Raw genomic sequence first — 24,176 nt, 5'->3', positions numbered from 1 at the left:
TTCGAGTGCCGCGCCTTGCCATTTGCCGGATGACATCCCATCATGAGGAAGTGTTCAACAAATCGAAAGGAGGTGATCCGATGTCGAGTGATTTCGTTTTCCAGAACGTGGCCTCAGCGGATCGCACCTTCGGGAAGCAGTCTTCCCGTTAAGGCGCGAGATGCGCGGCTGGCGACCAACCGTCGCCGCCAGGAGCCGCGCCATGGACGGAAACACGGAAGGCCGCCGACTTCGCGAGAAGCGGCGGCCTTTTCCTTTTTGGGCTGTTGTCCCTTATTTGGTTACGGTCAACATCTCGACGTTGCGCGCTATGTCCTGGAAAGCCTGGTTGAGTTCGGTTCCATTGGCAGCTTGGTAGAAGTGCTTGATCTTGGCGGTGTCCGGGCTCGCGCAATCCTGGAGCGTGGCCTTGGCATTCGTTTCGTTTAGGTCAAACCCAATAGTGAAGATCTCGATGCCGTTGTCGCGCATGGCAGCGCAAAGTTTCTTGGCGGCCGTGCGGGTCGGCTCCTTGCCGGCGTCATTGTAGACGTCGCTCACCGTGCTCGCATCGAAGTAGGACAGGTTGAATTCGCCGTCGGTCATCAGGATCGCGATTTTGGCGACCTTTTTTGGATCCATCTTGGCCGGCCGCTGCGAAGTCCTCATTATGCTCCCCCAGTTCTCCGAGAGCATGTACCAGGTCCACTGTACGCCGATATGGCCGGCAGTGCCGCCGGAGGCGATGAAATTCTTGATGACCGTCTTGAGCGCCGTCGCATCCGCCGTCAGCGGCATCAGCGTGGCGGCCGGGCAGGCGGCGGTGCCGGTTTGCCAGGCGAAGGACGACAGCAGGTAGTCGCGGTTGACCATGCTGGCGTCGGGGCCCGCGTCCGAATATTGGTAGGTCCCCTTGCGTTCGGTGGCGCAATTGTCAGGACGGATGAGGCCCGAGACATACTGCACAGCGTCATTGGCCGGCGCCTGTTTGCGTTGGCTGGCGGTGGTTTCCACATAGACGCTGCTGGCGGCAAGTGTACCGGCATTCACCGAATTGGCATAAGGTACGATGGCAACCCGCACGCGCGGTTTGGAGGTGTCCTGACCGCCCAGAAAACTGTCGACGGCATTCGCCGCAGCCGTCCGCAGATCGATGATTTTCTGGCCTGCCATCGAGCCGGTCACATCGAGCATCATCGCGACTTCGATCTGCTTGTCCGAATAGAGAGCTGTCGTCGATGCGGGAACGCGCTGCATGCTACCCGTGCTGAAAAGCGGGAAATAATAGCTGACATTGACATGAACGTCCGCCTGAACGGTCCTGGCGGTCTGGTCGACGGTCAGTTTGTCGAGAACGATCTGATTGTCCTGCAGGATACCCGCCGTGCTGTTGGCATCGAGAAAGGCCTGCACCGATTTGCTGGCTTCGGCCTCGCTGATGACGCCGGTCGTCAGGTCGCGGGCCGTCGAGGTGACCGCAGCGTCGACGACGCCTTGCAGGCTCGATTTCACATTGTAGAGTTGGGATACGTTGACGGCAAAGCCGACACTCAGCGCCAGTACTGAGCCGATTATACCAAACAGGACCGCGAAATTTCCGCTGCGATCCCCGGCAAAGCCGCCGATCGCCTGAACAAGACCCCCGAAACGCCGCATTCCTTCCGCCTCCATTCGCTACAGCCTGCAGCTGTCCGAACGCGCATTGCAGGAATCCGGCCGGATCGCGCCGCCGGGCGCGGGAAAGCGAGCGGCCCCCGCTCAGGCCATTGTTTCCAAACGGTTTCGAGCGGCGACAAGGTAAACAGCGGGTAAACGAAAGCCGCGTCGGCACGGCTTTGTTCAAAAAGCGCTTACCAAGATTCGGGCTCGCAATTCGAGACGGCTGGACTGCGTCCCAATCCGGTACAGACGAGATGTATCGAACAGGATCAGTGCTGCCGCAGTGGCGGCAGGTGAAAATCCGGACTGCGAATGTGTCCGAAGATCAGGCCAGCATCCGTGCGCTGACAGTCTTGTCGACGCCGCGATAGGGCGGCTTGAACAGATTGCCTTCCTGCTCGTGGGTCCAGACCTTGAACAGGCTGAGCCGATGAGGGCCGAAACTGTGCAGCAGCGGCACGTCGGTGGCGTCGCGGCCGCGGGCTATGACGACGCGGCCGATCCTCGGCACATTGTGGCGAGGATCGAAGGTGTACCATCTGCCGTCGAGGAACACTTCCACCCAGGCCGAGAAATCCATCGGCGCCGGATCGGCGGGCACGCCGATATCGCCGAGATAGCCGTTCACGTAGCGGGCCGGGATGTTCATGCAGCGGCAGAGCGTGATCGCCAGATGGGCAAAGTCGCGGCAGACGCCGACGCGCTCCTCATGCGCCTGCGCCGCCGTGCGGGTCGAGCGCGCATAGCCGTAGCCGAAGGACAGGCGGTTGTGGACATAGTCGACGATCGCCTGCACCCGCGCCCAGCCCGGCGGAAGCTGGCCGAAAAGTTGCCAGGCCAGGTCGCCGAGATGGTCGGTCTCGCAGTAACGGCTGCCGAGCAGATAGCCGAGCACCTCGTCCGGCAATTCGGCAACCGGGACTTCCCTGGCCAGCGTGTTGACTTCGTCCGTCTCGCCGCTGTCCTCGACCACCGCGTCATAAAGGATGCGAAAGCTTCCGGCCGGCGCCGTGAAGCGGCGGCAGCTATTGCCGAAAAGATCGTGGTAGACCCTGGTCGGAACCGACGGCGACGTCAGCACGCGCGTCTGCCGCTTGATGTCGGCCTGGCGATCCCGATGGATCTCGAGCAGCGAAACAATCGGCGTGGCTGCAGCGCATTCAATGGCAATTTCATAGCCGAGCCTGATCAGCATCGCCGTCCCCCTACGATCGTCATGGAAGATAGTGCTGGTCAACGCAGGAGAGTGTGCGGCGGTTCCTTGTGGTCGTCAAAAACGGCGCCTCGCGGCTTCCCATACGGACGCGGCAACGTTACGGTCGATCGACACGCGTCTTTCGAAATAATTCCTCCAAAATGACCCCGGGAAACCGATGTTCGCAGGCAGAAAATTCGCGGCCTTCCTGTTCGATATGGACGGCACGATTCTCAATTCGATCGCCGCGGCGGAAAGGGTCTGGGCAGCGTGGGCGCATCGGCAAGGTCTTGACGTCGCCGCATTCCTGCCGACCATCCACGGCGTGCGGGCGATCGAGACCATCAGCCGGCTGGCGCTCCCAGGCGTCGATCCTGCCCGCGAAGCCGAATCGCTTTTGCAGGCCGAGGCGGCCGATGTCGAGGGCATTCGCCCGATTGCCGGCGCCGCGGCCTTCTTGGCGTCGCTGCCGCCTGGAAGCTGGGCGATCGCCACTTCGGCACCGCGCGAACTTGCCTTGCTGCGCCTGCAGGCCGCCGGCATTCCGGCTCCCGCCGTGATCGTCGCGGCGGAGGACGTGGCTCGCGGCAAGCCGGCGCCCGACTGCTTCCGGCTGGCGGCCGAACGGCTCGGCGTCGATGTGGGCGACTGCCTCGTCTTCGAGGACGCGCCGGCCGGCATAGCGGCGGCCGAAGCCGCGGGCGCTGCGGTCGTGGTGATCAGCGCCACGCACCGGCATCCGTTGGAGACGCCGCATGCCACCATCGCCGGCTATGACGCGATCGGCATCGCCGTCGATTCCAGCGGCTGGATTGCCATCGGAGTGGAGCGGGCCGCGCTGCCTGTTTGACTAACACCCTGCCTGGGCTAAAAGTCGCTGGTCAGGCCCTTGACCTCCCAGTCGCCGTAACGGCCGGGCTCCTTGTCTCCGCGCCCGCCGATCTCCCTCGGCAGCGTGGCTTCCTGCTCGCGATATTTCTCCCGCCGGACCTCGGCCTCGACCAAGGCGCGCCTGGCTGCCGGGGTCAGCGGCTTTTGCGGCGAGCCGTTAGCATGCGTTTGGCTGGTTTTGTCGATCATGCGATCTTCCGCTAGATTGAAACAGGCCCCGATTGAAACGGGAACCGCTGTTTCCCATCATATAGCGATGGGCCCACAAGGATCGACCCCTTTGTTGGGCCCAAATGGAGCAGACGATGAACACCCTTCGCACCGCCATGCTTTTGGCCGCAATGACGGCCCTGTTCATGGGCGTCGGCTATCTGGTCGGCGGATCCGGCGGCATGATGATTGCCTTGCTGATCGCCGCCGGCACCAATTTGTTCAGCTATTGGAACGCCGACAAGATGGTGCTGTCGATGCACCGTGCGATCGAAGTCGACGAACGCAACGCGCCTGAATATTACGCCATCGTGAAGGGTCTCGCGCAACGTGCCGGCCTGCCGATGCCGAGAACCTATCTCATCGACAATCCGCAGCCCAATGCCTTCGCCACCGGCCGCAATCCGCAAAATGCCGCTGTCGCCGCCAGCACCGGCCTGCTCGAGCGGCTATCGCATGAAGAAGTCGCGGCGGTGATGGCACACGAGCTCGCCCATGTGCAGCACCGCGATACGCTGACCATGACGATCGTCGCCACCTTTGCCGGCGCAATTTCGATGCTCGGCAATTTCGCCTTCTTTTTCGGCGGCAACCGCGACAATAACAATTCCTTTGGCATCGTCGGCGTGCTGGTGGCGATGATCGTTGCGCCCTTGGCCGCCATGATCGTGCAGATGGCGGTGAGCCGCACCCGCGAATACGAGGCCGACCGGCGCGGTGCCGAAATCTGTGGACACCCGCTGTGGCTCGCCTCGGCACTTGACAAGATCGCGCGGGGCGCCGAACGCATCCGCAACCCGGATGCCGAGCGCAATCCGGCAACCGCCCATCTCTTCATCATCAATCCTCTTTCCGGCGAGCGCATGGACAGTTTGTTTTCCACTCACCCGAGCACAGAAAACCGCATCGCCGCGTTGCAGAGGATGGCGAGCGAAATGGCCGGCGCACCCGAAGCGGCCGCGACGTCAAGGCCGGCGCCGGAAGGGACCGGGCAGCAGCCGTCTGGTCCGTGGGACAGGGCCGCGCGGCCCGAGAGGCCGCCTGAGCCGGCCAAGCCGAGACCCAATCCCTGGGGACGCAATCCGACCGGACCCAAAGGTCCGTGGTCGTGACGAGCGCGACAGACAAAAAAGGCGGGATCTCGCTGGCGGAAATGCGCGATCTTTGTGCAAGGCACTGGAACCCTATCGGCATACCGATGGCGAGCATAGCAACATCAAGTGACCTGGGCTTTCGCCCACTTCCTGAAGATGAATATGACACCTATCTCCGCCACATCGTCCGACTTGTCGGGGATGGTGCATCTCCAAAGCAAGTCGCGGACTATGTCGGCACGGTTGAGAAAGACTACATTCAGGTGATCTCCCCCCTAGGAAGCAAAGAAGATTTTGTCAGCGCCATATTTAAACTAGTCAACCGATCGCCGACACAATGAGGCCAACTCACAGTGAGGCTTCAGAAGCTCGCGGCCTCGCCGCGCGCAAGGCAGCCGCGCGCCTGCTTGCCGCCGTCATTGACGCGAAAACGCCGCTCGACGGGCTGACCGACCATGAAAACGGCCATCCACAATACAAGGCGCTCGACCTGCGCGATCGCGCTTTGGTGCGCGCCATTCTGGTCACCGCCCTGCGCTACCGCATGACCATATCAGGCCTTTTGGCCCGTCGCCTGGAAAAGCCGCTGCCGCCCAACGCCACGGCGCTTTCGCACATTTTGCATGTGGCGGCAGCGCAGATCCTGTTCCTCGATGTTCCCGACAGCGCCGCCGTCGACCTCGCCGTGACACACGCCAAGTCCGATCCGCGCACGGCGCGCTTTTCCGGCCTCGTCAACGGCGTGCTGCGCACGCTGGCGCGGGCCAAGCAGGACGAGCTCGCCGCAGCACTTGCCGCTACCGACGAGGCGCCAAAATGGTTTTCCGACCGTTTGAAAACGGTCTACGGCCTCGACAAGGCCAGGCAGATACTGCTCGCCCATCGCCATGAGGCACCGGTCGATTTCTCGGTCAAGTCGGACCCGGCGCTGTGGGCCGAACGGCTCGGCGGCTTTGTCTTGCCGACCGGCACGGTGCGGGTGGAAAAGCTCAGCGCTTCCGTGACCGAACTGCCCGGCTTTGGGGAAGGCGCCTGGTGGGTTCAGGATGCAGCGGCCAGCCTGCCGGCCCGGGTGTTCGGCGATATCGATGGTTTGCGAATCGCCGACCTCTGTGCCGCGCCGGGCGGCAAGACCGCCCAGCTGATCCTCGCCGGCGCCCACGTCACCGCGCTCGACATGTCCAAAACGCGGCTGGCACGGCTGACGCAGAACCTCGAACGGCTCGGTCTGGCCGCCGAGATCGTCCAGGCCGATCTGCTCAAATACGAGCCGAAGGACCTCTTCGATGCCGTCCTCCTCGACGCACCTTGCTCTTCGACTGGCACGGTGCGGCGGCATCCCGACGTTCCCTGGACGAAGACGGCGGCCGACGTCGAAAAACTGGCCGACCTGCAACGCCGGCTGCTTGCCCGCGCCGTCACCCTGGTCAAGCCTGGTGGACGCATCGTCTTTTCCAACTGTTCGCTCGATCCGCTGGAAGGCGAAGAGCTTTATCGCGACTTTCTCGCCGGCAATGCGGAGATTGTCGACGACCCGCTTCGGCCGGGTGAGATCGCCGGCATCGACCCGTTTCTGACGCCGCAAGGCACGTTGCGCACCACGCCTGCCGATCTGGAGCTAGGCTCGCCGGGCCGCTCCGGGCTGGACGGCTTCTTCGCCGCCCGCATGTGCAGAGCCGGCTAAGGGCCGATCTTGAAGCGCCGTCCGGCTTCTTGGGGCGAGGAGGCATGGAAAACAGGCTGAACGGCCCCACTGCCGCGGAATTCGCCTTCGCACAAGTTCTTGAATCATATAAACTTGTGCCTGGGTGAGGACGATCAGGAGGGGTTTTGGCAATCGCTGCCGGTAACACGACGCGTCTGTGGACGCTTGTCGCGAGGGAGTTCTGGCGCAAGACGCGCCGGCGCTTGCGCGCCGGGCCACTCTATCGCTGGCGCTACTCAGGCCGCACGCCGGAGCGCGTCCTGATCGCTCCACCGGACCTGCGGCTCGCCGATCCTCAGATCGCGCTCGAGATCTATTACGGCCGCTATCCGCTTTCGGGGCATCTGGTCGAGACCGGCGGCAAATCGCCCTTCCAGATCGACGTGCCCAACCCCGGCTGGCAAAAAACGCTGCATGGCTTTCGCTGGCTGCGCCATATGCGTGCCGCCGGCACCGAGCTAGCCGCCGCCAACGCGCGGGCGTTGGTTTCCGACTGGATTGCAATCCATGGCAGCCATATTTCCGGCGTCGCCTGGGAGCCCGGCACGACGGCCAAGCGTGTCATTGCCTGGCTGCAGCATTCCTCGATCGTGTTGCAGGGCGCCGAATTTCCGTTCTACCGCGCGTTCTTGAAATCGCTCGCCGTCCAGATCCGCTATCTGCGCGCCATGGTGCGCGAGATGCCGGACGGCAAGGACCGGCTGCGCGCCCGCATTGCGCTGGCCTTTGCCGCTTTGTCGCTGCCGGCGCCGGCCTCGGCGCTACGCGGTGCTACCCGCAATCTCGCCGAGGAGCTCGACCGCCAGATCCTGCCTGACGGCGGCCATATCTCGCGCAATCCGATGGCCGTGCTTGAAATCCTCGCCGACCTTCTGCCGTTGCGCCAGACATACGCCAATCAGGCCGAGACACCGCCGGCCGCCCTGATCGGCGCCATCGACCGGATGCTGCCGGCATTGCGCTTCTTTCGCCATCAGGACGGCAGCCTTGCCCGCTTCAACGGCATGGGCGCCACCATTCACGATCGTATCGCCAGCATCCTGCATCACGACGACACCGCCGGCGCACCGTTGCTGCACGCGCCGCATTCGGGTTATGAGCGCCTGTCGATGGGCGGTGTCACTGTGATCGCCGATACCGGCCCGCCGCCCCCTGTCGACGTATCCAATGCCGCTCACGCCGGATGCCTCGCCTTCGAATTGTCGTCGGGCCGCCAGCACTATATCGTCAACGCCGGAATAGACACTTATGGCGCCGCCGAGTTCCGGCCGCTTGCCCGCGCCACCGCCGCCCACTCGACCGCCACCATCAACGACACGTCGTCGGCGCGCTTCAATCACTCCTTGCGCGTCAACGACCTGCTCGGCACGCCTTTGATCGGCGGGCCGCAGCATGTGCCTTGCAAGCGCACCGACCAGAAGGGCAGCCAGGGCTTCATCGCCCGCCATGACGGCTATGCAGCGCGCTTCGGCTTCCTGCATGAGCGCGAGCTGAAATTATCGACCGAAGGCAATGTGTTTGCCGGCAGGGACCGTTTTCTGCGCCCGGGCGGCGCTTCTATCCGCAACAATGGCCGTGACTTCGTCACGGTGCGTTTCCATGTCCATCCCGATATTAGCCTGCTCCAGGATGAGCATGACCGTCTGGTGCTGGCCGCCGACCATGCCGACACCTGGGTGTTTACCTCTACCGAAGTGGTGCCCGAGGTCGAGGAATCGATCTATTTCGCAGGGCTTGGCGGCCCGCGCCGCAGCCGCCAGATCGTGCTTGCGTTCAAGGCCTCGGAAACGTCGGAGGTCCACTGGCAATTGACGCGCACCATCATCGCCGGCCGTCCGGAAAAAGCTGAAGCCGGTGGCAACGGCAGACACTGATCAAGTCTTGCGGCTTGATTTCCGGGCCTCATATGCTACGGCCCGCGGACGCTCTCCAACCAGAACTGGAAAGGCCGCCAGCCCATGGCCGTCGCCGCCAAGAACATTCCCGCGCCCGACCTTGTACCCATCCGTCGCGCGCTCCTTTCCGTCTTTGATAAGACCGGCCTGATCGATTTCGCCAGGGCGCTGGCTTCGGCCGGCGTCGAGCTAGTCTCGACCGGCGGCACCGCAAGGGCGCTTGCCGAGGCAGGCATGGCGGTGCGCGACGTGTCCGAGCTCACCGGCTTTCCCGAGATCATGGACGGCCGCGTCAAGACGCTGCACCCGTCGGTGCATGGCGCACTGCTTGGCGTGCGCGACGATCCCGAGCACGCCGCAGCGATGCGCGACCACGGCATCGAGCCGATCGATCTCGTCGTCTCCAATCTCTATCCGTTCGAAGAGGTGCGTCGCTCCGGCGCCGACTACGCGGCGATCGTCGAGAACATCGACATCGGCGGCCCGGCGATGATCCGTGCCTCGGCCAAGAACCACGCCTATGTCGGCATCGTCACCGATCCCGATGACTATGCCTCGGTGCTCAACGCGCTGGAGATGAATTTCGGCTCGTTGTCGCTGGATTTCCGCAAGAAGCTGGCAGCCAAGGCCTTTGCCCGCACCGCCACCTACGATGCGGCGATCTCGGGATGGTTCGCCGAGGCGCTTGAGATCGAGCATCCGACATGGCGCGCCTTCGGCGGCAAGCTGCAGTCGGTGATGCGCTATGGCGAAAACCCGCATCAGGGCGCCGGCTTCTATGTCAACGGCGACAGGCGGCCGGGCATCGCCACGGCGCGCCAGCTTCAGGGCAAGCAGCTTTCCTACAACAACATCAACGACACCGACGCTGCCTTCGAGCTGGTCGGCGAGTTCGACCCGTCGCGCTCCGCAGCAATTGCCATCATTAAGCACGCCAACCCGTGCGGCGTCGCTGAGGACGCTTCGCTGCAGGCGGCCTATGCCAAGGCGCTGGCCTGCGATCCGGTCTCGGCCTTCGGCGGCATCGTCGCCATGAACCGCATCCTCGATGCCGGAACCGCCGAAGAGATCGTCAAGACCTTTACCGAAGTGATCATCGCACCGGAGGCGTCCGAAGAAGCAGTCCGCATCATTGCCGCCAAGAAGAACCTACGCCTGCTGGTCACCGGCGGCCTGCCCGACCCGCGCGCGGCGGGCCTTGGCTTGAAATCGGTTGCTGGCGGTTTGCTGGTCCAGGGCCGCGACAACGCGGTGGTGGATGACCTCGAGCTGAAAGTGGTGACCAGGCGCGCTCCGACGCCGGCCGAATTGGCCGATCTGAAATTCGCTTTTCGCGTGGCAAAGCACGTCAAGTCGAACGCCATCGTCTATGCCAGGGATGGCGCTACAGTCGGCATCGGCGCCGGCCAGATGAGCCGGGTCGATTCCTCGCGCATCGCGGCGCGCAAGGCGCTCGACGCGGCCGAGGCTGCCGGCCTGACGGAGCCTTTGACCAGGGGCTCGGTCGTCGCCTCGGATGCCTTTTTCCCGTTCGCGGATGGGCTTTTGTCGGCAATCGAAGCCGGCGCCACAGCCGTCATCCAGCCCGGCGGCTCGATGCGCGACGACGATGTCATCGCCGCCGCCGACGCTCACGGCATTGCCATGGTCTTCACCGGAGTGAGGCATTTCCGGCATTGAACGCGTTACCCTCCCGCTGCGGGAGAAGGCAAGAGCAGCTCACTCCGCCGGCCGATCCGCTGGATAGGGCGTGCCGATCAGGATCGCCATGCCGGCGCCAAGGAACAGCACGATCGCCGCCATGCCGAGCCGCGCCGAGCCGCTAGCCAGGGTGATCGTGGCCACCATGAAGGGTGCGGCAAAACTGGTTGCCCGGCCGGCCAGCGCATAGATGCCGAAATAGCGGCCCGATTCGGCAGCGGAGACGCTGCGCGCCATGTAGGAGCGCGACGATGCCTGCACCGGCCCGAAGGCAAGCCCGATCAGCAGGCCGTAGAAAATGTAGGCTTTTTCCGCCGCCGTGCCGAACAATCCGCCGCCGTCCAGTCCGGGCATCACCCAGGCGCCGAACAGCGTATAGCCCGGCCCGGTCGAGACGATGCCGAGCGTAGCGATGCTTAGCATGACCAGCGAAATCATCACTATGGTCTTGGAACCCAGTGCTGTGTCGAGGCGTGCGGCAACCAGGCAGCCGACGATGGCAACGACGTTGAGGATGATGCCGAACAGGCCGATCTCGGTAATCGACCAATGGAACATTGCCGCCGCAAACGTTCCGCCCAGCGCCAGCAGTGCATTGACGCCGTCCTGATAGATCATGCGGGCGACGAGAAAGCGAAAAATGCCGCTGCGCTTGCGCACTTCGGCCAGCGTCGACTTCAGTTCCGACAGGCCTTCGCGCACCGCCGGCCCGATTGGAATGCCTTTGATCGCATCAGGCGTGAAGAAGAACATCGGCAGGATGAACAGGAAATACCAGGCCGCCGACAATGGTCCGGTGGCGCGCGCGTCCTCGCCGAGCCTGGGGTCGAGGCCGAAGATCGGGTCGAGCCCAACGACGGTCTTACCGGTTTCAGGCGAGCCGGCCATGACGGTAACGACGAAGATCAGTGCGATCATGCCGCCGAGATAGCCAAGTCCCCAGGCCATGTTCGAGATCCTGCCGATGTCGCTCTTCGGCACCAGGCGGGGCATCATCGAATCGTTGAACACAGTCGAGAATTCCGCCGCGACCGACGCCAGCGAGAACAACGCCACGACCAGAAAAAGATTAGAGCCGGGCGCGGCGAACCACAGCAGGGTGAGGCAGGTGATTTTAACCGCGGCGAAGAAGGCTATCCACGGTTTGCGTGGTCCAGTCTGATCGGCGATCGAGCCGAGGACCGGCGACAAAACGGCAATGACGACGCCGGCGGCGGCAATGCCGTAGCCCCAGGCCGCTTGCCCGGTCTCTGGATTGCTGGCCATGCGCGAGACGAAATAAGGACCGAAGATGAAGGTGGTAACGACCGTGAAAAACGGCTGTGCCGCCCAGTCGAACAGCATCCATCCCCAGATGCCGCGTCCCGATGCCCGCTGCACTGCCATCTCAGCCATGTCCCCTCCGCTGGAGCTTGCTCCATGCCGATCGAATCGGAAGGATGCTCCGTCTTGTTGTTGAGCACGATCTTGTCCAAAAGCCGATCGTCACTTTTTGGGATCATGCTCCGGCGCCCCCCAACGCAGGGCGCCGTTCGCTCAATAGCGCAGTTCTTCCCGGCAATCCCGCGCAATATGGAAGACGTCTCACAGCCCTGTCAGATCGCTCATCAGGCCGGACGCCACCGACAGCCGCGACACGGTGATGTCGCCGCCCTCGGTCAGAGCCTGCAGCCGCTCGCGGATGCGTCCGACCCGTTCGCCGCCGGCCTCCAACCATGCCGACACCGGATCCGCCGCCTCGGCATGGCCGGTCAGCGCCGCCACCGCGATGCCGCGCCTGGCCGCGCCGATCGTGTCGGTAGCGCGGGAAAGCGCCAGTTGATCGTAATAATCCGAGGGCGTGATCGAGCGCGCCGCATCTTCGACGCGCGGTATGCGGAAGACATCGCTGACTGCAAAAAACGCCTTGGCGGCAGCGACGATGCCGGCATTTGCCGTCCGCGCCGTCAGCGCAATGTCGGGGATGAGTTCCGCCACATCGGTCAACGCCAGTTGCTCGGCCAGGCTCTCGGGCGCGCCGCCCTTCGACAGGCTGTGCCGCCGCTCCTCGATCCGCTCGCGCGAGAAGGCCGGCAACAGCGCAACGAGCTTCGGCTCCAGCACCTTGCGCGCATCCTGCAACTCGGTGATCCGCTGCCCGAGTGGTGCGGTGCCGGCATCGTTCTTCAGGTACCAGCCGCTGGTCACATAGATCAGCCGGCTGACCGCCTGATAGAGGTCGAGCTGGATCTGTCCGTCGATCCGGTTGTCGAGCGCGTCGATCTGGCGATAGAGCGCCGGCAGCGCAAAGCCATCCCGCACCACGGCGAAGGTGCGCACGACATCGGCGGCACTGCGCCCGGTCGCTTCCTGCAGCCTGTTGACGAAGGACGGGCCGCCGCGATTGACCAGGTCATTGGCGACGGCACGGGCGATGATCTCGCGGCGCAGGCGATGGCCGTGGATTTCCGCCGCATATTTCTTTGCCATGCGGTCGGGAAAGTAACCCATCAGGTCGCGGTCGAAATGCGGATCGTCCGGCACGTCGCTGGCGACGATATCGGAAAACAGCACGATCTTGGCATAGGCAAGCAGCACGCCGAGCTCGGCCCGTGTGAGCGGCTCGCCGTGCGCTTCGCGCGCGCAAAGCGCACCCGGCGACGGCAGCGTCTCGACGACACGGTCGAGCAGCCCGCGCGCCTCGAGCGCCTCCATGAAGCGGCTCTGATGGGCAATGTCGGCAAGGCCGCGCTTGCGAGCAAGGGACAGCGCCAGCGTCTGCTGGTAATTGTTGGACAGCACCAGGGCGCTGACCTCGTCGGTCATCTCGGCCAGCAATTTGTTGCGCGACGGCCGCGTCAGCGATCCCTTCCGCATGGCGGAAGCCAGCGCGATCTTGATGTTGACCTCGACGTCTGAGCAGTTCACGCCGCCCGAATTGTCGATCGCATCTGAGTTGCAGCGGCCGCCATTCAATCCGAATTCGATGCGCGCCCGCTGTGTGACGCCGAGATTGGCGCCTTCACCGATGACCTTGGCACGCAGGTCGAGCGCGGTGATGCGGATCGCGTCATTGGCACGGTCGCCGACGTCCTGGTTGGTCTCGCCCGATGCCCTGACATAGGTGCCGATGCCGCCGAACCACAAAAGATCTGCCGGCGCCTTGAGGATGGCACTCATGATCTCGACCGGCGTGGCCGTTGTCTTGCCGAGGCCGATAGCTGCAGCCGCGGCGGCCGGCAAGGTGATCGACTTCTGGCTGCGCGAGACGATGATGCCGCCTTCGGACAGCTTCGTCTTGTCGTAATCCTGCCAGCTTGAGCGAGCGAGAGCGAACATACGCCGGCGCTCGGCCATCGAAGCGGCCATGTCGGGATCGGGATCGATGAAGATGTCGCGATGATCGAAGGCGGCGATCAGCCGGGTCTGCTCCGACAGCAGCATGCCGTTGCCGAACACGTCGCCCGACATGTCGCCAACGCCGACGACGGTGAACGGCGTGGTTTGGATGTCGCGGTTCATCTCGCGGAAATGCCGCTTGACCGCTTCCCAGGCGCCCTTGGCGGTGATGCCCATCTTCTTGTGGTCGTAGCCGGCCGAACCGCCGCTGGCGAAAGCGTCGTCGAGCCAGAAGCCGTGCCTTTCGCTGATGGCGTTGGCGATGTCCGAGAAGGTCGCCGTGCCCTTGTCCGCGGCGACGACGAAATACGGATCATCCTGATCGCGCCGCACGACGCCGGCTGGCGGGATGACGCCATCCAGCCCGATATTGTCGGTGATCGACAACAGGCTGGAAACGTAATTCTTGTAGGCGGCCGTGCCGGCCTCGAAAATTGCGTCGCGCCCCGCGCTCATCGGCAGCTTTTTCGGGTAGAAGCCGCCCTTGGCGCCAACCGGCACGATCACCGCATTCTTGACCTGCTGTGCCTTGACCAGGCCGAGCACCTCGGTGCGATAGTCCTGCGCACGGTCCGACCAGCGCAGGCCGCCGCGCGCGACCGGGCCGAAGCGCAGATGCACACCCTCGACCTCGGAGCCGTAGACGAAGATCTCCCGCCATGGCCGCGGCGCCGGCAGCCCGTCGACCGATTGCGAATCGAGCTTGATCGCCAGCGATTGGCCTTTCTGTTTCGTATCGGCAACGAAATGATTGGTGCGCAGCGAGGCTTCGATCAGGTTCAGATAACGGCGGATGATGGTGTCGTCGTCGATGTTGGGAACGTCTTCCAGCGCATCCGTGATCTTGGCCTTCAAATGTTTGGCCTGGACGACGCCTTCTGTTTCGGCCGTCGGGCCGAGGCGGGCGACGAACAGCGCATGCAGGCCGCGGGCGATCTCGGGATAGCGGTTGAGCGCGGCGGCGATGAAATCCTGGCTCTGCGGGATGCCGGCCTGCTGCAGATAGCGGCCATAGGCGCGCAGGACGGTGATCTCGCCCGACCACAGGCCTGCGGTCTGGGCAAGGCCGTTATAGCCGTCATTGTCGACATTGCCGCGCCAGACGGAAAGGAATGCATCCTCGAACAGCGCGCCGCCATTGCCGAGGTCGATCGGCCTGCCGTAGTTGTTCTCGAGTTCCATGTCGTGGATGAAGACCATGCCGGGCTGATCACTATTGATCATGCCGGATTGATTGTCGCCGACCTCGAAAGTGCGCTCGCTGATGACGCGGAAACCGATGTTTTCCAGCACCGGCACGCGCCGCGACAGCGCCACCGGGCTGCCATGGTGATAGATCTTCAGCGCCGCCTGATGCGGCTTCTGGTCGGCGTGACGGTAATAGTCGATGGCGATCGGATTTGACGCATCGAGCTTGGCGATGCGCCCGGCATCGGCCAGCGCCACGCCCGGCCGAAAACTGTCGCGATAGCTTTCCGAAAAACGCGAGGCGATGGCCGTGAGTCTCGCATCGGCGCCGGTCTCGGTCGCGGTCTCGCGCAGGGCATCGTCCCAGGTCCGTACGATGTCGCGAATCGCCGCCTCGATCGTTGCCTGCTCGACCTTCGGCGTCTTGCCGCCGGAGCGGCCGATGATGAAATGGACGCGCGCCAGCCCGCCTTCCGGGAAGGCCGGGTAATAGGCGGACAGCCGGCCTTCGAAGACGGTCTTCAGATAGGTGCCGATCTTCTCGCGCACGACGCTGTCGTAGCGGTCGCGCGGCACGAAGACGAGCACGGAGACGAAGCGGTCGAACTGGTCGACACGCACCAATGCCCTGACGCGCGGCCGCTCGATCAAGCCCAGTATGGCTTCGGCATGCTTGCGCAGGATCGGCACCGGAACCTGGAACAGCTCGTCGCGCGGATAGCTCTCCAGCACGTTGATCAATGCCTTGCCGGAATGGTCGCTTGGATTGAAGCCGGATTTGGCGATGACGGTTTCCGCCTTCGAGCGCAGATAGGGGATTTTCATCACCGAGCGCGTATAGGCAGTCGAGGTGAACAGGCCGACGATACGGAGCTCGCCCGAAAGCACGCCTTTGCCGGTGTAGGTCTTGACGCCGATGTAGTCGAGGTAGATGCGGCGGTGCACCGACGACTTGGCGTTGGCCTTGGTGACGATCAGCGGTTCCGGCCCATGCAGGAAGGCACGGATTTCCGGCGTCGTGCTTACCGCTTCGGTGCCGCGCCTGAGCACCAGCACGTCGGGATCGGAAAGGATGCCGAGGCCGGGCTTTTCGGCGCGCTCGAGCATGCCGCTCGTCTCGCCGCCGGTGTAGTTGAATTCGCGCATGCCGAGAAAGGTGAAATTGTCGTCGCGCAGCCATTCGAGGAAGGCGATCGCCTCGGTGACATGGGCCTTGTCGAGCGGCACTGGGGAGTAGCGGAATTCCGAGATCGCCTGGTCGAGGCGGGCAAGCATCGGCTTCCAGTCGGTGACGGCGGCTCGCACCTGGCCGAGCAGCTTCGTCAGGCGTGCGGCCAGGCCTTCGGCCTGCTCGGCCGAAAGGCGGCCGATATGGACATGGATGACGCTCAGTCGGTCATGGCTGTGGTCGCCCTTGGCATAACCGCCATCGCCGAGGATTTCCTCGACGCCGTTCTTGCCGTGCCTGACGACTATGACTGGATGGGTAACCAGCAGCGGCTCGCCGGCGCTTTCTGTAATCTCGCCGAGGACGGAATCGAACAGGAACGGCATGTTGTCGTTGACGACAGTGATCACCGTCATCGGCCGGCCCTGGCGGACGACACCGGAATCGACGTCTATGGCAACGACGCAGTCGTCCTTCTTGTGCCTGGCCACTGCGCGGCCGGCGAGTTCGGCAGCGCGTTCGAGATCGATGACGTCGTAGGCGGCGACATCTTCGGCCGGAGCTCGGGCCAGCAGGTAGTCGGCAAGCCTGCCGGGCTTTTCACCACCCGCGGCTTCACCCCTCGTCAGGCCGGCTTTTTTCAACCGGCTCGCTGACTTTACGCTGGCCATGAGTCCCTCCCGTCACATGTTTTTGCGGCTATGCTAACAGATGACGGGTATTTGGCGACAAAGGTTTGACGGCTTGCGACGAAATGTCGGAATTCACCGGCAGCCTGGCGAAAAAGAGGAGAGATCCGCCATGACGGACAAAATCACCGCGCTTGACCTGGCACCGGCGGAGCTGAGCGACGCGACCAAGGCCTATTTCACCAAGTGCCGGGAGAAGCTCGGCCTCGTTCCCAACGTGCTGCTCGCCTATGCCTTCGACGAGAAGAAGCTGCGCGCTTTCACCGACATGTACAATGATTTGATGCTGGGTGAATCCGGCCTGTCGAAACTCGAGCGCGAGATGATCGCGGTGGCCGTCTCATCGGTCAACCATTGCTACTATTGCCTGGCCGCGCATGGCGCGGCGGTGCGCCAGCTTTCCGGCGACCCAGCCTTCGGCGAGATGATGGTGATGAATTTTCGCGCCGCCAAGCTGTCGGACAGGCAACGCGCCATGCTCGAATTCGCGGTGAAGCTGACCGGGCAGCCGGCAAAGATCGTCGAAGCGGACCGGGCGGCGTTGCGGCAAGTCGGCTTTTCCGACCGCGACATCTGGGACGTCGCCTCGACCGCGGCGTTCTTCAACATGTCGAACCGGCTGGCATCGGCAATCGATATGCGGCCGAACGATGAATACCATGCGATGGCGCGATAGGGCACCGGCGTTGCGAGTCAACGGCATATTATATTAGCTACTTCGCATTCTCGTTGCTTGTTTGCCGGTTTGGTCCGATGATCGGCATGCGGCATGACCGCATGCCGGTTCGATGCCGCCGATCAGAGGAGGAGAACATGGCGAAATTTCTCTACGTCTATCACGGCTCGGGCAAGATGCCGACCGAGGAGGCCGAACGGAAGGCAGCGATGGATGCCTGGAACGGCTGGTACGGCAAGCTTGGCTCAGCGGTGGTCGACGGCGGCAATCCAGTCGGCATGTCGAAGACCCTGCTGCCTGGCGGCAAGGTCGAGAACAATGGCGGCAGCAATCCGACCGCCGGTTACACCATCATCGAAGCGAAAGACATCGACGATGCCGTCGGCAAGGCCAAGGATTGTCCTATCCTGACGGACCCGGGTTTCAGCGTCGAGATTGCGCCGATAATCGAAATGGGTTGACGCGCCGGCTCAAGACCGCGCGGCGATCGCCGCCGCAGCGCCGGCCATGGTACCGGCGCTGATGCGGTTGGCGATTTTCATCGCCCGCTTGCTCCTCAAGAGCTTGCGCGCCTGCGATGCGGCGAGCACCCATGTCAAATCGATGGCGACCAGGACCACTGCCATGGTCGCCGTCAATTCGATCCAGCCGACCATGCTGACCGAACCGAGGTCGATGATGGTCGGCAGCAGCGCCAGATAGAACATCATGATCTTGGGGTTGCCGAGCGTCACGGCCATGCCGGCAAAGAACAGTCTGACGGGCGAATCTTCGCGCGGCAGCGCGCCTTCCTTGGCCTCGACCGGTGCCGTCCACATCTTCCAGGCAAGCCAGCCGAGATAGGCGACGCCGACCCACTTCACGACGACAAAGGCAAAGTGGAACGTCTGCGCCACCACGGCGAGGCCAAACACCGCCAGCGACAGCCAGATCGCTTCGCCGATCCACATCGCAAGCAGGAACGGGAACACGTCGCGAAACCCTTTTGCGATGACCCGCGCCACAAGAGCGGCGATCGATGGGCCGGGCGAGCCGGCGGCAACAAGCAGGGCGCCGGCAAAAATCAGAAGCGATGTGAAATGCATGACGCGGATCCCGTTTGAAATGTTTGGGTCGTTCAAGATAACCCAACTGGTCCGACGACAGTAGCGTCCACCGAAAGAAGGCTTGTCGGCCAGGCACCTCGCGGCTAGAAATGTCGTCCCGACATCATTTCGAGCTTCACTTTGCCTTCGTAACCGCCGGTCTCGTCAACTCCCCCAACACAGAGCAGGGCGTCGCAGTCGCGATGCCTGTTTTCACATCATGTGTTCCTCGGGTGGCGGTTCGAGACCGGTTTGGCACTGCTGAACCGCTGTCGCGCATAACCACCCGCGACACCTGATTTCCAACTGCCGCAGTCTCTCGCCACGCCGTGCCCGCATGGGTTCTCGATATCGCCGATCTGACGAACTTCCCGACGGGAAGGGCTTTCGGCATGCCTTCGATACTGCGTATCCGCTGGACGATCACACCCAAGACCGCACCTCGACCTCACCTCAACTGCAATCGCTGCGGCGGCCTGAAAGCCTATCGCTGCAGCGGCAAATTCCGGGTCAATGCCAACGGCAAGCGCATTGACGCCTGGTTGATCTACCGCTGCATCGACTGCGACAATTCCTGGAATTTCGGCATTCTGGAGCGCTGCAGCCGCCGCGATATCGAACCGACAATATTGCAGGCGCTCGAAAGCAACGATCCGGTCCTGGCGCGGCGCCATGCCTTCGATGTTGCCGCATTGCGAAGCAGTATCGGGCGCGTCGAGGAGTTTCCCGAAGCCGTCGTTCATAAGCAGGCGCTCGGGGATAGACCGGAAAATACCAGCGCGCTCGAACTTCAGCTCTGGCTCGAAATGCCGACAGCGCTGCGGCTCGACCGGTTGCTCGCCAACGAACTCGGTGTCTCGCGATCGCGGCTTCAGGTTTGGGAAGAGAAACGATTGCTGGTGGTTGGTCCGGACGGAGCCAAAGCCTTGCGCAAGCCAGCGCGGGCGGGAACGGCGATCCAGATCCACCTGTCTGGCGAACCAGACCGGGACAAAATCATTTCGGCTGCAGGTGAATGAGGCAACGGCAGGAATCCGTACGGCCAGGGGTCAGTCGCCCTCTTTGGAGGCCGAGCCAATCAAACCCTTGGCCGCATCGAGATCGAGTCGGCGACTTGCACATGGATCAAGCCAAGCCTGCCCGTATCGAGAAGATAATTCGCGAGAGCATAAATTCCATACGCGTCGAGCATCGACACGCAAACTTCGGCCTCGGGTCGATTGTCGTATATGACAGCCGTGACGAGTTTACCGCTCATTGCGCGGTATTGCCCTTTACGCCGCGCCGACCACTTTCGCCGACTTCTCAAAACGCTTGCGCTCATTCGGATCGAGATAGAGCTTGCGCAGGCGGATGGTCTTCGGCGTCACTTCGACCAGCTCGTCGTCCTGGATCCAGGCCAGCGCGCGTTCCAGCGTCATGCGGATCGGCGGTGTCAGCTTTACCGCCTCGTCCTTGCCGGCGGCGCGGATGTTGGTCAGCTTCTTGCCCTTGAGCACGTTGACTTCGAGGTCGTTGTCCCTGGAATGGATGCCGATGATCATGCCCTGATAGACCTTGACGCCCGGGTCGATGACCATCGGGCCACGGTCTTCCAGGTTCCACATGGCGTACGCCACCGATTCACCCTGTTCGTTGGAGATCAGCACGCCGTTGGTACGGCCCGGCAGCTCACCCTTGTAAGGTTCATAGGCATGGAACAGCCGGTTCATCACAGCGGTGCCGCGCGTGTCGGTCAACAGTTCCGACTGGTAGCCGATCAACCCGCGCGTCGGCGCGTGGAAGACGATGCGCTGGCGATTGCCGCCCGAAGGGCGAAGCTCGACCATCTCGGCCTTGCGCTCCGACATCTTCTGCACGACGACGCCGGCATGCTCCTCGTCGACGTCGATGACGACTTCCTCGACCGGCTCCAGCAATTCGCCGCTATCGCCCTTCTGCATGACGACGCGCGGCCGCGACACGGCGATCTCAAAACCTTCGCGGCGCATCGTCTCGATCAGCACGGCCAGCTGCAATTCGCCGCGGCCGGAGACGAAGAACGAATCCTTGTCCGGCGATTCCTCGATCTTCAGCGCGACATTGCCTTCGGCCTCGCGCAGCAGGCGGTCGCGGATGACGCGGCTGGTCACCTTGTCGCCTTCGGTGCCGGCCAGCGGCGAATCGTTGACCAGGAACGACATCGTCACGGTCGGCGGATCGATCGGCTGCGCATGCAGCGGTTCGGTCACCGACGGGTCGCAGAAGGTGTCGGCGACGGTGCCTTTCGACAGGCCGGCAATGGCGACGATGTCGCCCGCCTGCGCCTCGTCAATGGGCTGGCGCTCGAGCCCGCGGAAAGCAAGGATTTTTGAGATTCGGCCGGTTTCGACCTGGGTGCCGTCATGGTGCAGCACCTTGACCGCCTGGTTGGATTTCAGCGTGCCGGATTCGATACGGCCGGTGATGATGCGGCCGAGGAAAGGATTGGCTTCCAGGATGGTGCCGATCATGCGGAATGGGCCGGGATGAACGGTCGGGGCCGGCACGTGCTTGATGACGAGGTCGAACAGCGGCGCCAGAGCCTGGTCCTTCGGACCTTCGGGGTTTTCCGAGACCCAGCCGTCGCGGCCTGAACCGTAAAGGATAGGGAAGTCGAGCTGCTCGTCGGTAGCGTCAAGTGCTGCAAAAAGATCGAACACCTCGTTGACCACTTCGACGTGGCGGGCATCTGGCCGGTCGATCTTGTTGATGACGACGATCGGCTTCAGTCCAACCTTGAGTGCCTTGCCGACCACGAATTTGGTCTGCGGCATCGGCCCCTCGGCGGCGTCGACCAGCACGATGGCCGAATCCACCATCGACAGAATGCGCTCGACCTCGCCGCCGAAGTCGGCGTGGCCGGGCGTGTCGACGATGTTGATGCGGGTGTCCTTCCAGTCGACCGAGGTCGCCTTGGCCAGGATGGTGATGCCGCGTTCCTTTTCGAGGTCGTTCGAATCCATGGCGCGCTCGGCGACGCGCTGGTTGTCGCGGAACGAGCCGGACTGTTTCAGAAGCTGGTCGACGAGGGTGGTTTTTCCATGGTCGACGTGCGCGATGATCGCGATATTGCGGATTTTCATGTTTTGGTCTCGGGAGCGTTGCAGGCAGCAGGCCAAAAGGCGCTGCCTCTTTCGGTTGGGCGGCTCATACAGGGTTTTTCGCAATTGCGAAAGAGGAGGCGAGCCACCAAATAAAGTCACCAAATCTTAAATGTCTTGGTGTGAAGTGGAATTATTAACCAAGGCGGAACCTTTCATGGTCCGGACAGTTCGAATTTCATGATCGAGATAGGCATCAAACTCCGGCCGATTTTGGCATGTACCGCGCTCGCCGTCCTCCTCGCGGCCGGCGCGGCGCAATCGGCGGCGTCGTTCAAGGAGACGCGGTCTGCTTTGCCGTCCGACAAGCCGTCGGCGGAGCAGCTTTTTGCCGATGCTCCCGATGGCGTCGATCCGGTGGTGACCGGGCCGGTCAGCGCCGCCTTCAAGCAGCGGCAGCAAAATGCCGGATGCGACAGCGCCGTCTGGCCCAACATTCCCGTCGTCTGCTATCCCGATTGATATACGTTCCTACCCTCGGGCTGGCCCGAGGGTAGTGGCGCCGTCGCTCACGCCGACCGCACCGGATCGAGCGTGACCTTGTAGAGTTCGCTGTCGTCGCGATCCATCAGCCGCACCGTCAACTGTTCGGTGGCGCCATCGATCTCGACGAGCCCGAAGAACTGCAGGCCGGCCGAAGGCGCCAGGTTTTGACCCTGTTCGGCAGTTGGTGCCTTTATGAACTTCAGCTCCGGGCCGAATGTCATATCGAAACCATTAGGCCCGAACGTCCCGGAATGGATCGGACCCGAAACGAATTCCCAAAACGGATCGAAGTCCTGGAACTGCGCCTTGTCCGGATTGTAGTAATGCGCGGCTGTGTAATGCACGTCTGCGGTGAGCCAGACAGTGTTGCTGATACCCGCATTCTTTATATAGCGAAGAAGGTCGGCAATTTCCAGCTCACGCCCTTTGGCCGGGCCATTGTCGCCATTGCTGACCGCCTCGGCCCCTACCTTCTTGGTGCCGTCGTTCCAGACGACGAGGCCGAGCGGCATGTCGGCGGCGATGATTTTCCAGGTTGCGTTGGAATTCGCCAGTTCACGCTTCAGCCACTTGATCTGCTGTTCACCGAGGATGCGCGATTGCGGCGTCATCGTCTCCTGCATATCCGGACCGTTGGGGCCGCGGTAGGAACGCATGTCGAGGAAGAACACGTCGAGCAGCGGACCATAGGCGATCTTGCGGTAGACGCGGCCGGGCTCCGACGGCTCGTAACGGATCGTCGTCATTTCGTGGAAGGCGCGCGCCGCACGTGCCGCCAGCACATGGATGGATTTTTCAGTGTAGCGATCGTCGGCGCTCAGGTCCTTCGAGTCCGACCAGTTGTTCAGCACCTCGTGGTCATCCCACTGATAGAAGGTCGGACAGATGGCGCTGAGCGCCAGCACATGCCTGTCCATCATGTTGTATTTCCACTGCGCCCGGTATTCGTCCAGCGTCTCGGCAACCTTGCGCTTCTCGTCGATCAGCACTTTGTTTTTCCACTTGCCGCCGTTGGGCAGGTCGACCTCGTCCTTCATCGCACCATCGGCATAGATCGTATCGCCCGAATGCAGGAAGAAGTCGGGCGTGTGCTTGGCAATGGCGGCGTAGGTCTTCATGCCGGTCTCGTCGATGCCCCAACCTTGGCCGGCGGTGTCGCCCGACCAGGCAAAGCGAATGTCGCGCTTCGAGGCAGGTGCCGTGCGGAAGCGGCCGACGACCGGCTCGGAAACGGCGTTGATGTCGGCAAGATCGGCCGCGACCATGCGGTAGAAGATGTCCTGGTCGGAGGCGAGATCGGTAAGCAGCCGCTTCACCGTATAGTCGCTGGCCGGCGAGGTATCGAGCGGCGCCAGGCGGACGGCATTGGTGAAGCTTTCGGTCGACGACACCTCGAACATGACGCGCGACGGCCGGTCGGTGCGTGTCCAGACCATGCCGCTGGTGGCGTCGACGTCGCCGGATTGGATGCCATGGGTGAACGCCGGGCGCTGATTGGCGCGCGAGTAATAGGGAAGGGCGAGGCCCGAGGCGCCGACCAGGCCAACGGCGCTGGCCGACGTGACGAAAGCGCGCCGCGTCATCGAAATCTTGTTCATGGCTGTCTCCTGGATGGCATTGAACGTCGCCGCCAAGCTCCAGCTTCAATGTTTCAGGCACATTTCGAAACGATGAAGGTTTGATAACAGTGAACAGGCTGGCGAATCTCCCCCCTCGAGGGGGAGATGTCGCCGAAGGCGACAGAGGGGGTCGTCTCGGATGGAGCACCGACCTCTTGCGCCTGCGATAAGGGGCCGAGCCCCGTTGGACCGACCCCCTCTGGCCGCTTCGCGGCCATCTCCCCCTCAAGGGGGTGTTTGGACCGGAGACATCGCGAACAGGTGTGCGAGGACATCGCGAACAGTTTGGCGCGCTTTGCGCCGGGAGGTTCGGGATGCCCTTCGAGGACACGCGCGCGATGAAACAGAAGCTGGAATTTGTCAGGTTGGCGAGCGCGCCGGGGGCGAATGTGAGCGCGTTGTGCCGGCGCTTTGGGATCGGTCGGACCGTGGCTCA

18 protein-coding genes are annotated in these 24,176 nt (G+C 63.0%); 10 read left to right on the top strand and 8 right to left on the bottom strand.

Annotation, left to right across the window (positions count from 1 at the left end; translation table 11 throughout):
- Nucleotides 1–273 precede the first annotated feature (273 nt).
- Nucleotides 274–1,635 carry a pilus assembly protein TadG-related protein gene (locus NKH28_RS12860; protein ID WP_352767513.1) on the bottom strand — a complete coding sequence of 454 codons (1,362 nt, stop codon included), beginning with the start codon at nucleotides 1,633–1,635 and terminating at the stop codon, nucleotides 274–276.
- 328 nt (nucleotides 1,636–1,963) lie between these two features.
- A complete protein-coding gene (locus NKH28_RS12855; RefSeq protein ID WP_352979075.1) occupies nucleotides 1,964–2,833 on the bottom strand; it encodes a transglutaminase-like domain-containing protein in 870 nt (289 codons plus the stop codon).
- A gap of 178 nt (nucleotides 2,834–3,011) precedes the next feature.
- On the opposite strand from NKH28_RS12855, the gene NKH28_RS12850 reads away from it, so the two are divergent.
- Nucleotides 3,012–3,683 (top strand): HAD-IA family hydrolase, encoded by a 672-nt coding sequence (locus tag NKH28_RS12850; protein ID WP_352979073.1) that lies wholly within the window; start codon nucleotides 3,012–3,014, stop codon nucleotides 3,681–3,683.
- Nucleotides 3,684–3,700: 17 nt separating this feature from the next.
- Here the strand turns inward: NKH28_RS12850 and NKH28_RS12845 are convergent, their stop codons facing one another.
- Nucleotides 3,701–3,913 carry a DUF1674 domain-containing protein gene (locus NKH28_RS12845; RefSeq protein WP_352979071.1) on the bottom strand — a complete coding sequence of 71 codons (213 nt, stop codon included), beginning with the start codon at nucleotides 3,911–3,913 and terminating at the stop codon, nucleotides 3,701–3,703.
- A gap of 116 nt (nucleotides 3,914–4,029) precedes the next feature.
- Here NKH28_RS12845 and htpX point away from each other — a divergent pair, with 116 nt between their 5' ends.
- The 5 genes from htpX to purH all read left to right on the top strand — a co-directional run bounded on the left by htpX (nucleotide 4,030) and on the right by purH (nucleotide 10,308).
- A complete protein-coding gene (gene htpX, locus NKH28_RS12840; RefSeq protein WP_352832905.1) occupies nucleotides 4,030–5,046 on the top strand; it encodes a zinc metalloprotease HtpX in 1,017 nt (338 codons plus the stop codon).
- Nucleotides 5,043–5,369, top strand: a complete 327-nt coding sequence (locus NKH28_RS12835; RefSeq protein WP_352451231.1) for a hypothetical protein — start codon at nucleotides 5,043–5,045, stop codon at nucleotides 5,367–5,369. The genes htpX and NKH28_RS12835 overlap by 4 nt, the downstream gene beginning before the upstream one ends.
- Complete coding sequence (locus tag NKH28_RS12830) at nucleotides 5,366–6,712, top strand: RsmB/NOP family class I SAM-dependent RNA methyltransferase (RefSeq protein ID WP_352979069.1); 1,347 nt, start codon at nucleotides 5,366–5,368, stop codon at nucleotides 6,710–6,712. The genes NKH28_RS12835 and NKH28_RS12830 overlap by 4 nt, the downstream gene beginning before the upstream one ends.
- Before the next feature lie 146 nt (nucleotides 6,713–6,858).
- Complete coding sequence (locus NKH28_RS12825; protein WP_352474667.1) at nucleotides 6,859–8,607, top strand: heparinase II/III family protein; 1,749 nt, start codon at nucleotides 6,859–6,861, stop codon at nucleotides 8,605–8,607.
- 84 nt (nucleotides 8,608–8,691) lie between these two features.
- Nucleotides 8,692–10,308 (top strand): bifunctional phosphoribosylaminoimidazolecarboxamide formyltransferase/IMP cyclohydrolase, encoded by a 1,617-nt coding sequence (gene purH, locus NKH28_RS12820; protein WP_352979067.1) that lies wholly within the window; start codon nucleotides 8,692–8,694, stop codon nucleotides 10,306–10,308.
- 39 nt (nucleotides 10,309–10,347) lie between these two features.
- Here the strand turns inward: purH and NKH28_RS12815 are convergent, their stop codons facing one another.
- Both NKH28_RS12815 and NKH28_RS12810 read right to left on the bottom strand, forming a co-directional pair.
- On the bottom strand, nucleotides 10,348–11,724 hold the full coding sequence (locus NKH28_RS12815) for an MFS transporter (RefSeq protein WP_352474669.1): 1,377 nt from the start codon (nucleotides 11,722–11,724) through the stop codon (nucleotides 10,348–10,350).
- A 189-nt stretch (nucleotides 11,725–11,913) separates the two neighbouring features.
- Nucleotides 11,914–16,734: an NAD-glutamate dehydrogenase gene (locus NKH28_RS12810; protein WP_352979065.1), complete on the bottom strand. Its 4,821-nt coding sequence runs from the start codon at nucleotides 16,732–16,734 to the stop codon at nucleotides 11,914–11,916.
- A 130-nt stretch (nucleotides 16,735–16,864) separates the two neighbouring features.
- Between NKH28_RS12810 and NKH28_RS12805 the strand changes: the two genes are divergently transcribed.
- Together NKH28_RS12805 and NKH28_RS12800 are read left to right on the top strand one after the other, a co-directional pair.
- Nucleotides 16,865–17,428 carry a peroxidase-related enzyme gene (locus tag NKH28_RS12805; protein WP_352683681.1) on the top strand — a complete coding sequence of 188 codons (564 nt, stop codon included), beginning with the start codon at nucleotides 16,865–16,867 and terminating at the stop codon, nucleotides 17,426–17,428.
- Nucleotides 17,429–17,565: 137 nt separating this feature from the next.
- Nucleotides 17,566–17,889 carry a YciI family protein gene (locus NKH28_RS12800; protein WP_023678126.1) on the top strand — a complete coding sequence of 108 codons (324 nt, stop codon included), beginning with the start codon at nucleotides 17,566–17,568 and terminating at the stop codon, nucleotides 17,887–17,889.
- A gap of 9 nt (nucleotides 17,890–17,898) precedes the next feature.
- On the opposite strand, the gene NKH28_RS12795 is transcribed toward NKH28_RS12800, so the two are convergent.
- Entirely contained in the window at nucleotides 17,899–18,513 is a 615-nt protein-coding gene (locus NKH28_RS12795) for a LysE family translocator (protein WP_352834068.1), read from the bottom strand.
- 392 nt (nucleotides 18,514–18,905) lie between these two features.
- Between NKH28_RS12795 and NKH28_RS12790 the strand changes: the two genes are divergently transcribed.
- Nucleotides 18,906–19,532, top strand: coding sequence for a DUF1062 domain-containing protein (locus NKH28_RS12790; RefSeq protein ID WP_352540902.1), 627 nt, complete (start codon nucleotides 18,906–18,908; stop codon nucleotides 19,530–19,532).
- 255 nt (nucleotides 19,533–19,787) lie between these two features.
- Here NKH28_RS12790 and typA read toward each other — a convergent pair whose 3' ends face one another.
- A complete protein-coding gene (typA, locus tag NKH28_RS12785) occupies nucleotides 19,788–21,617 on the bottom strand; it encodes a translational GTPase TypA (protein ID WP_023678130.1) in 1,830 nt (609 codons plus the stop codon).
- 198 nt (nucleotides 21,618–21,815) lie between these two features.
- Between typA and NKH28_RS12780 the strand changes: the two genes are divergently transcribed.
- On the top strand, nucleotides 21,816–22,097 hold the full coding sequence (locus tag NKH28_RS12780) for a hypothetical protein (RefSeq protein WP_352451242.1): 282 nt from the start codon (nucleotides 21,816–21,818) through the stop codon (nucleotides 22,095–22,097).
- Between the two features lie 47 nt (nucleotides 22,098–22,144).
- Here the strand turns inward: NKH28_RS12780 and NKH28_RS12775 are convergent, their stop codons facing one another.
- Complete coding sequence (locus NKH28_RS12775; RefSeq protein ID WP_352767496.1) at nucleotides 22,145–23,719, bottom strand: alkaline phosphatase D family protein; 1,575 nt, start codon at nucleotides 23,717–23,719, stop codon at nucleotides 22,145–22,147.
- Between the last annotated feature and the right edge of the window lie 457 nt (nucleotides 23,720–24,176).

The sequence above is a fragment of the Mesorhizobium sp. M1227 genome (genome assembly GCF_040318315.1).
Lineage (GTDB): Bacteria > Pseudomonadota > Alphaproteobacteria > Rhizobiales > Rhizobiaceae > Mesorhizobium.
Note: the sequence above shows the minus strand (reverse complement) of the source record. Positions and strands in the feature narration are given on the sequence as shown.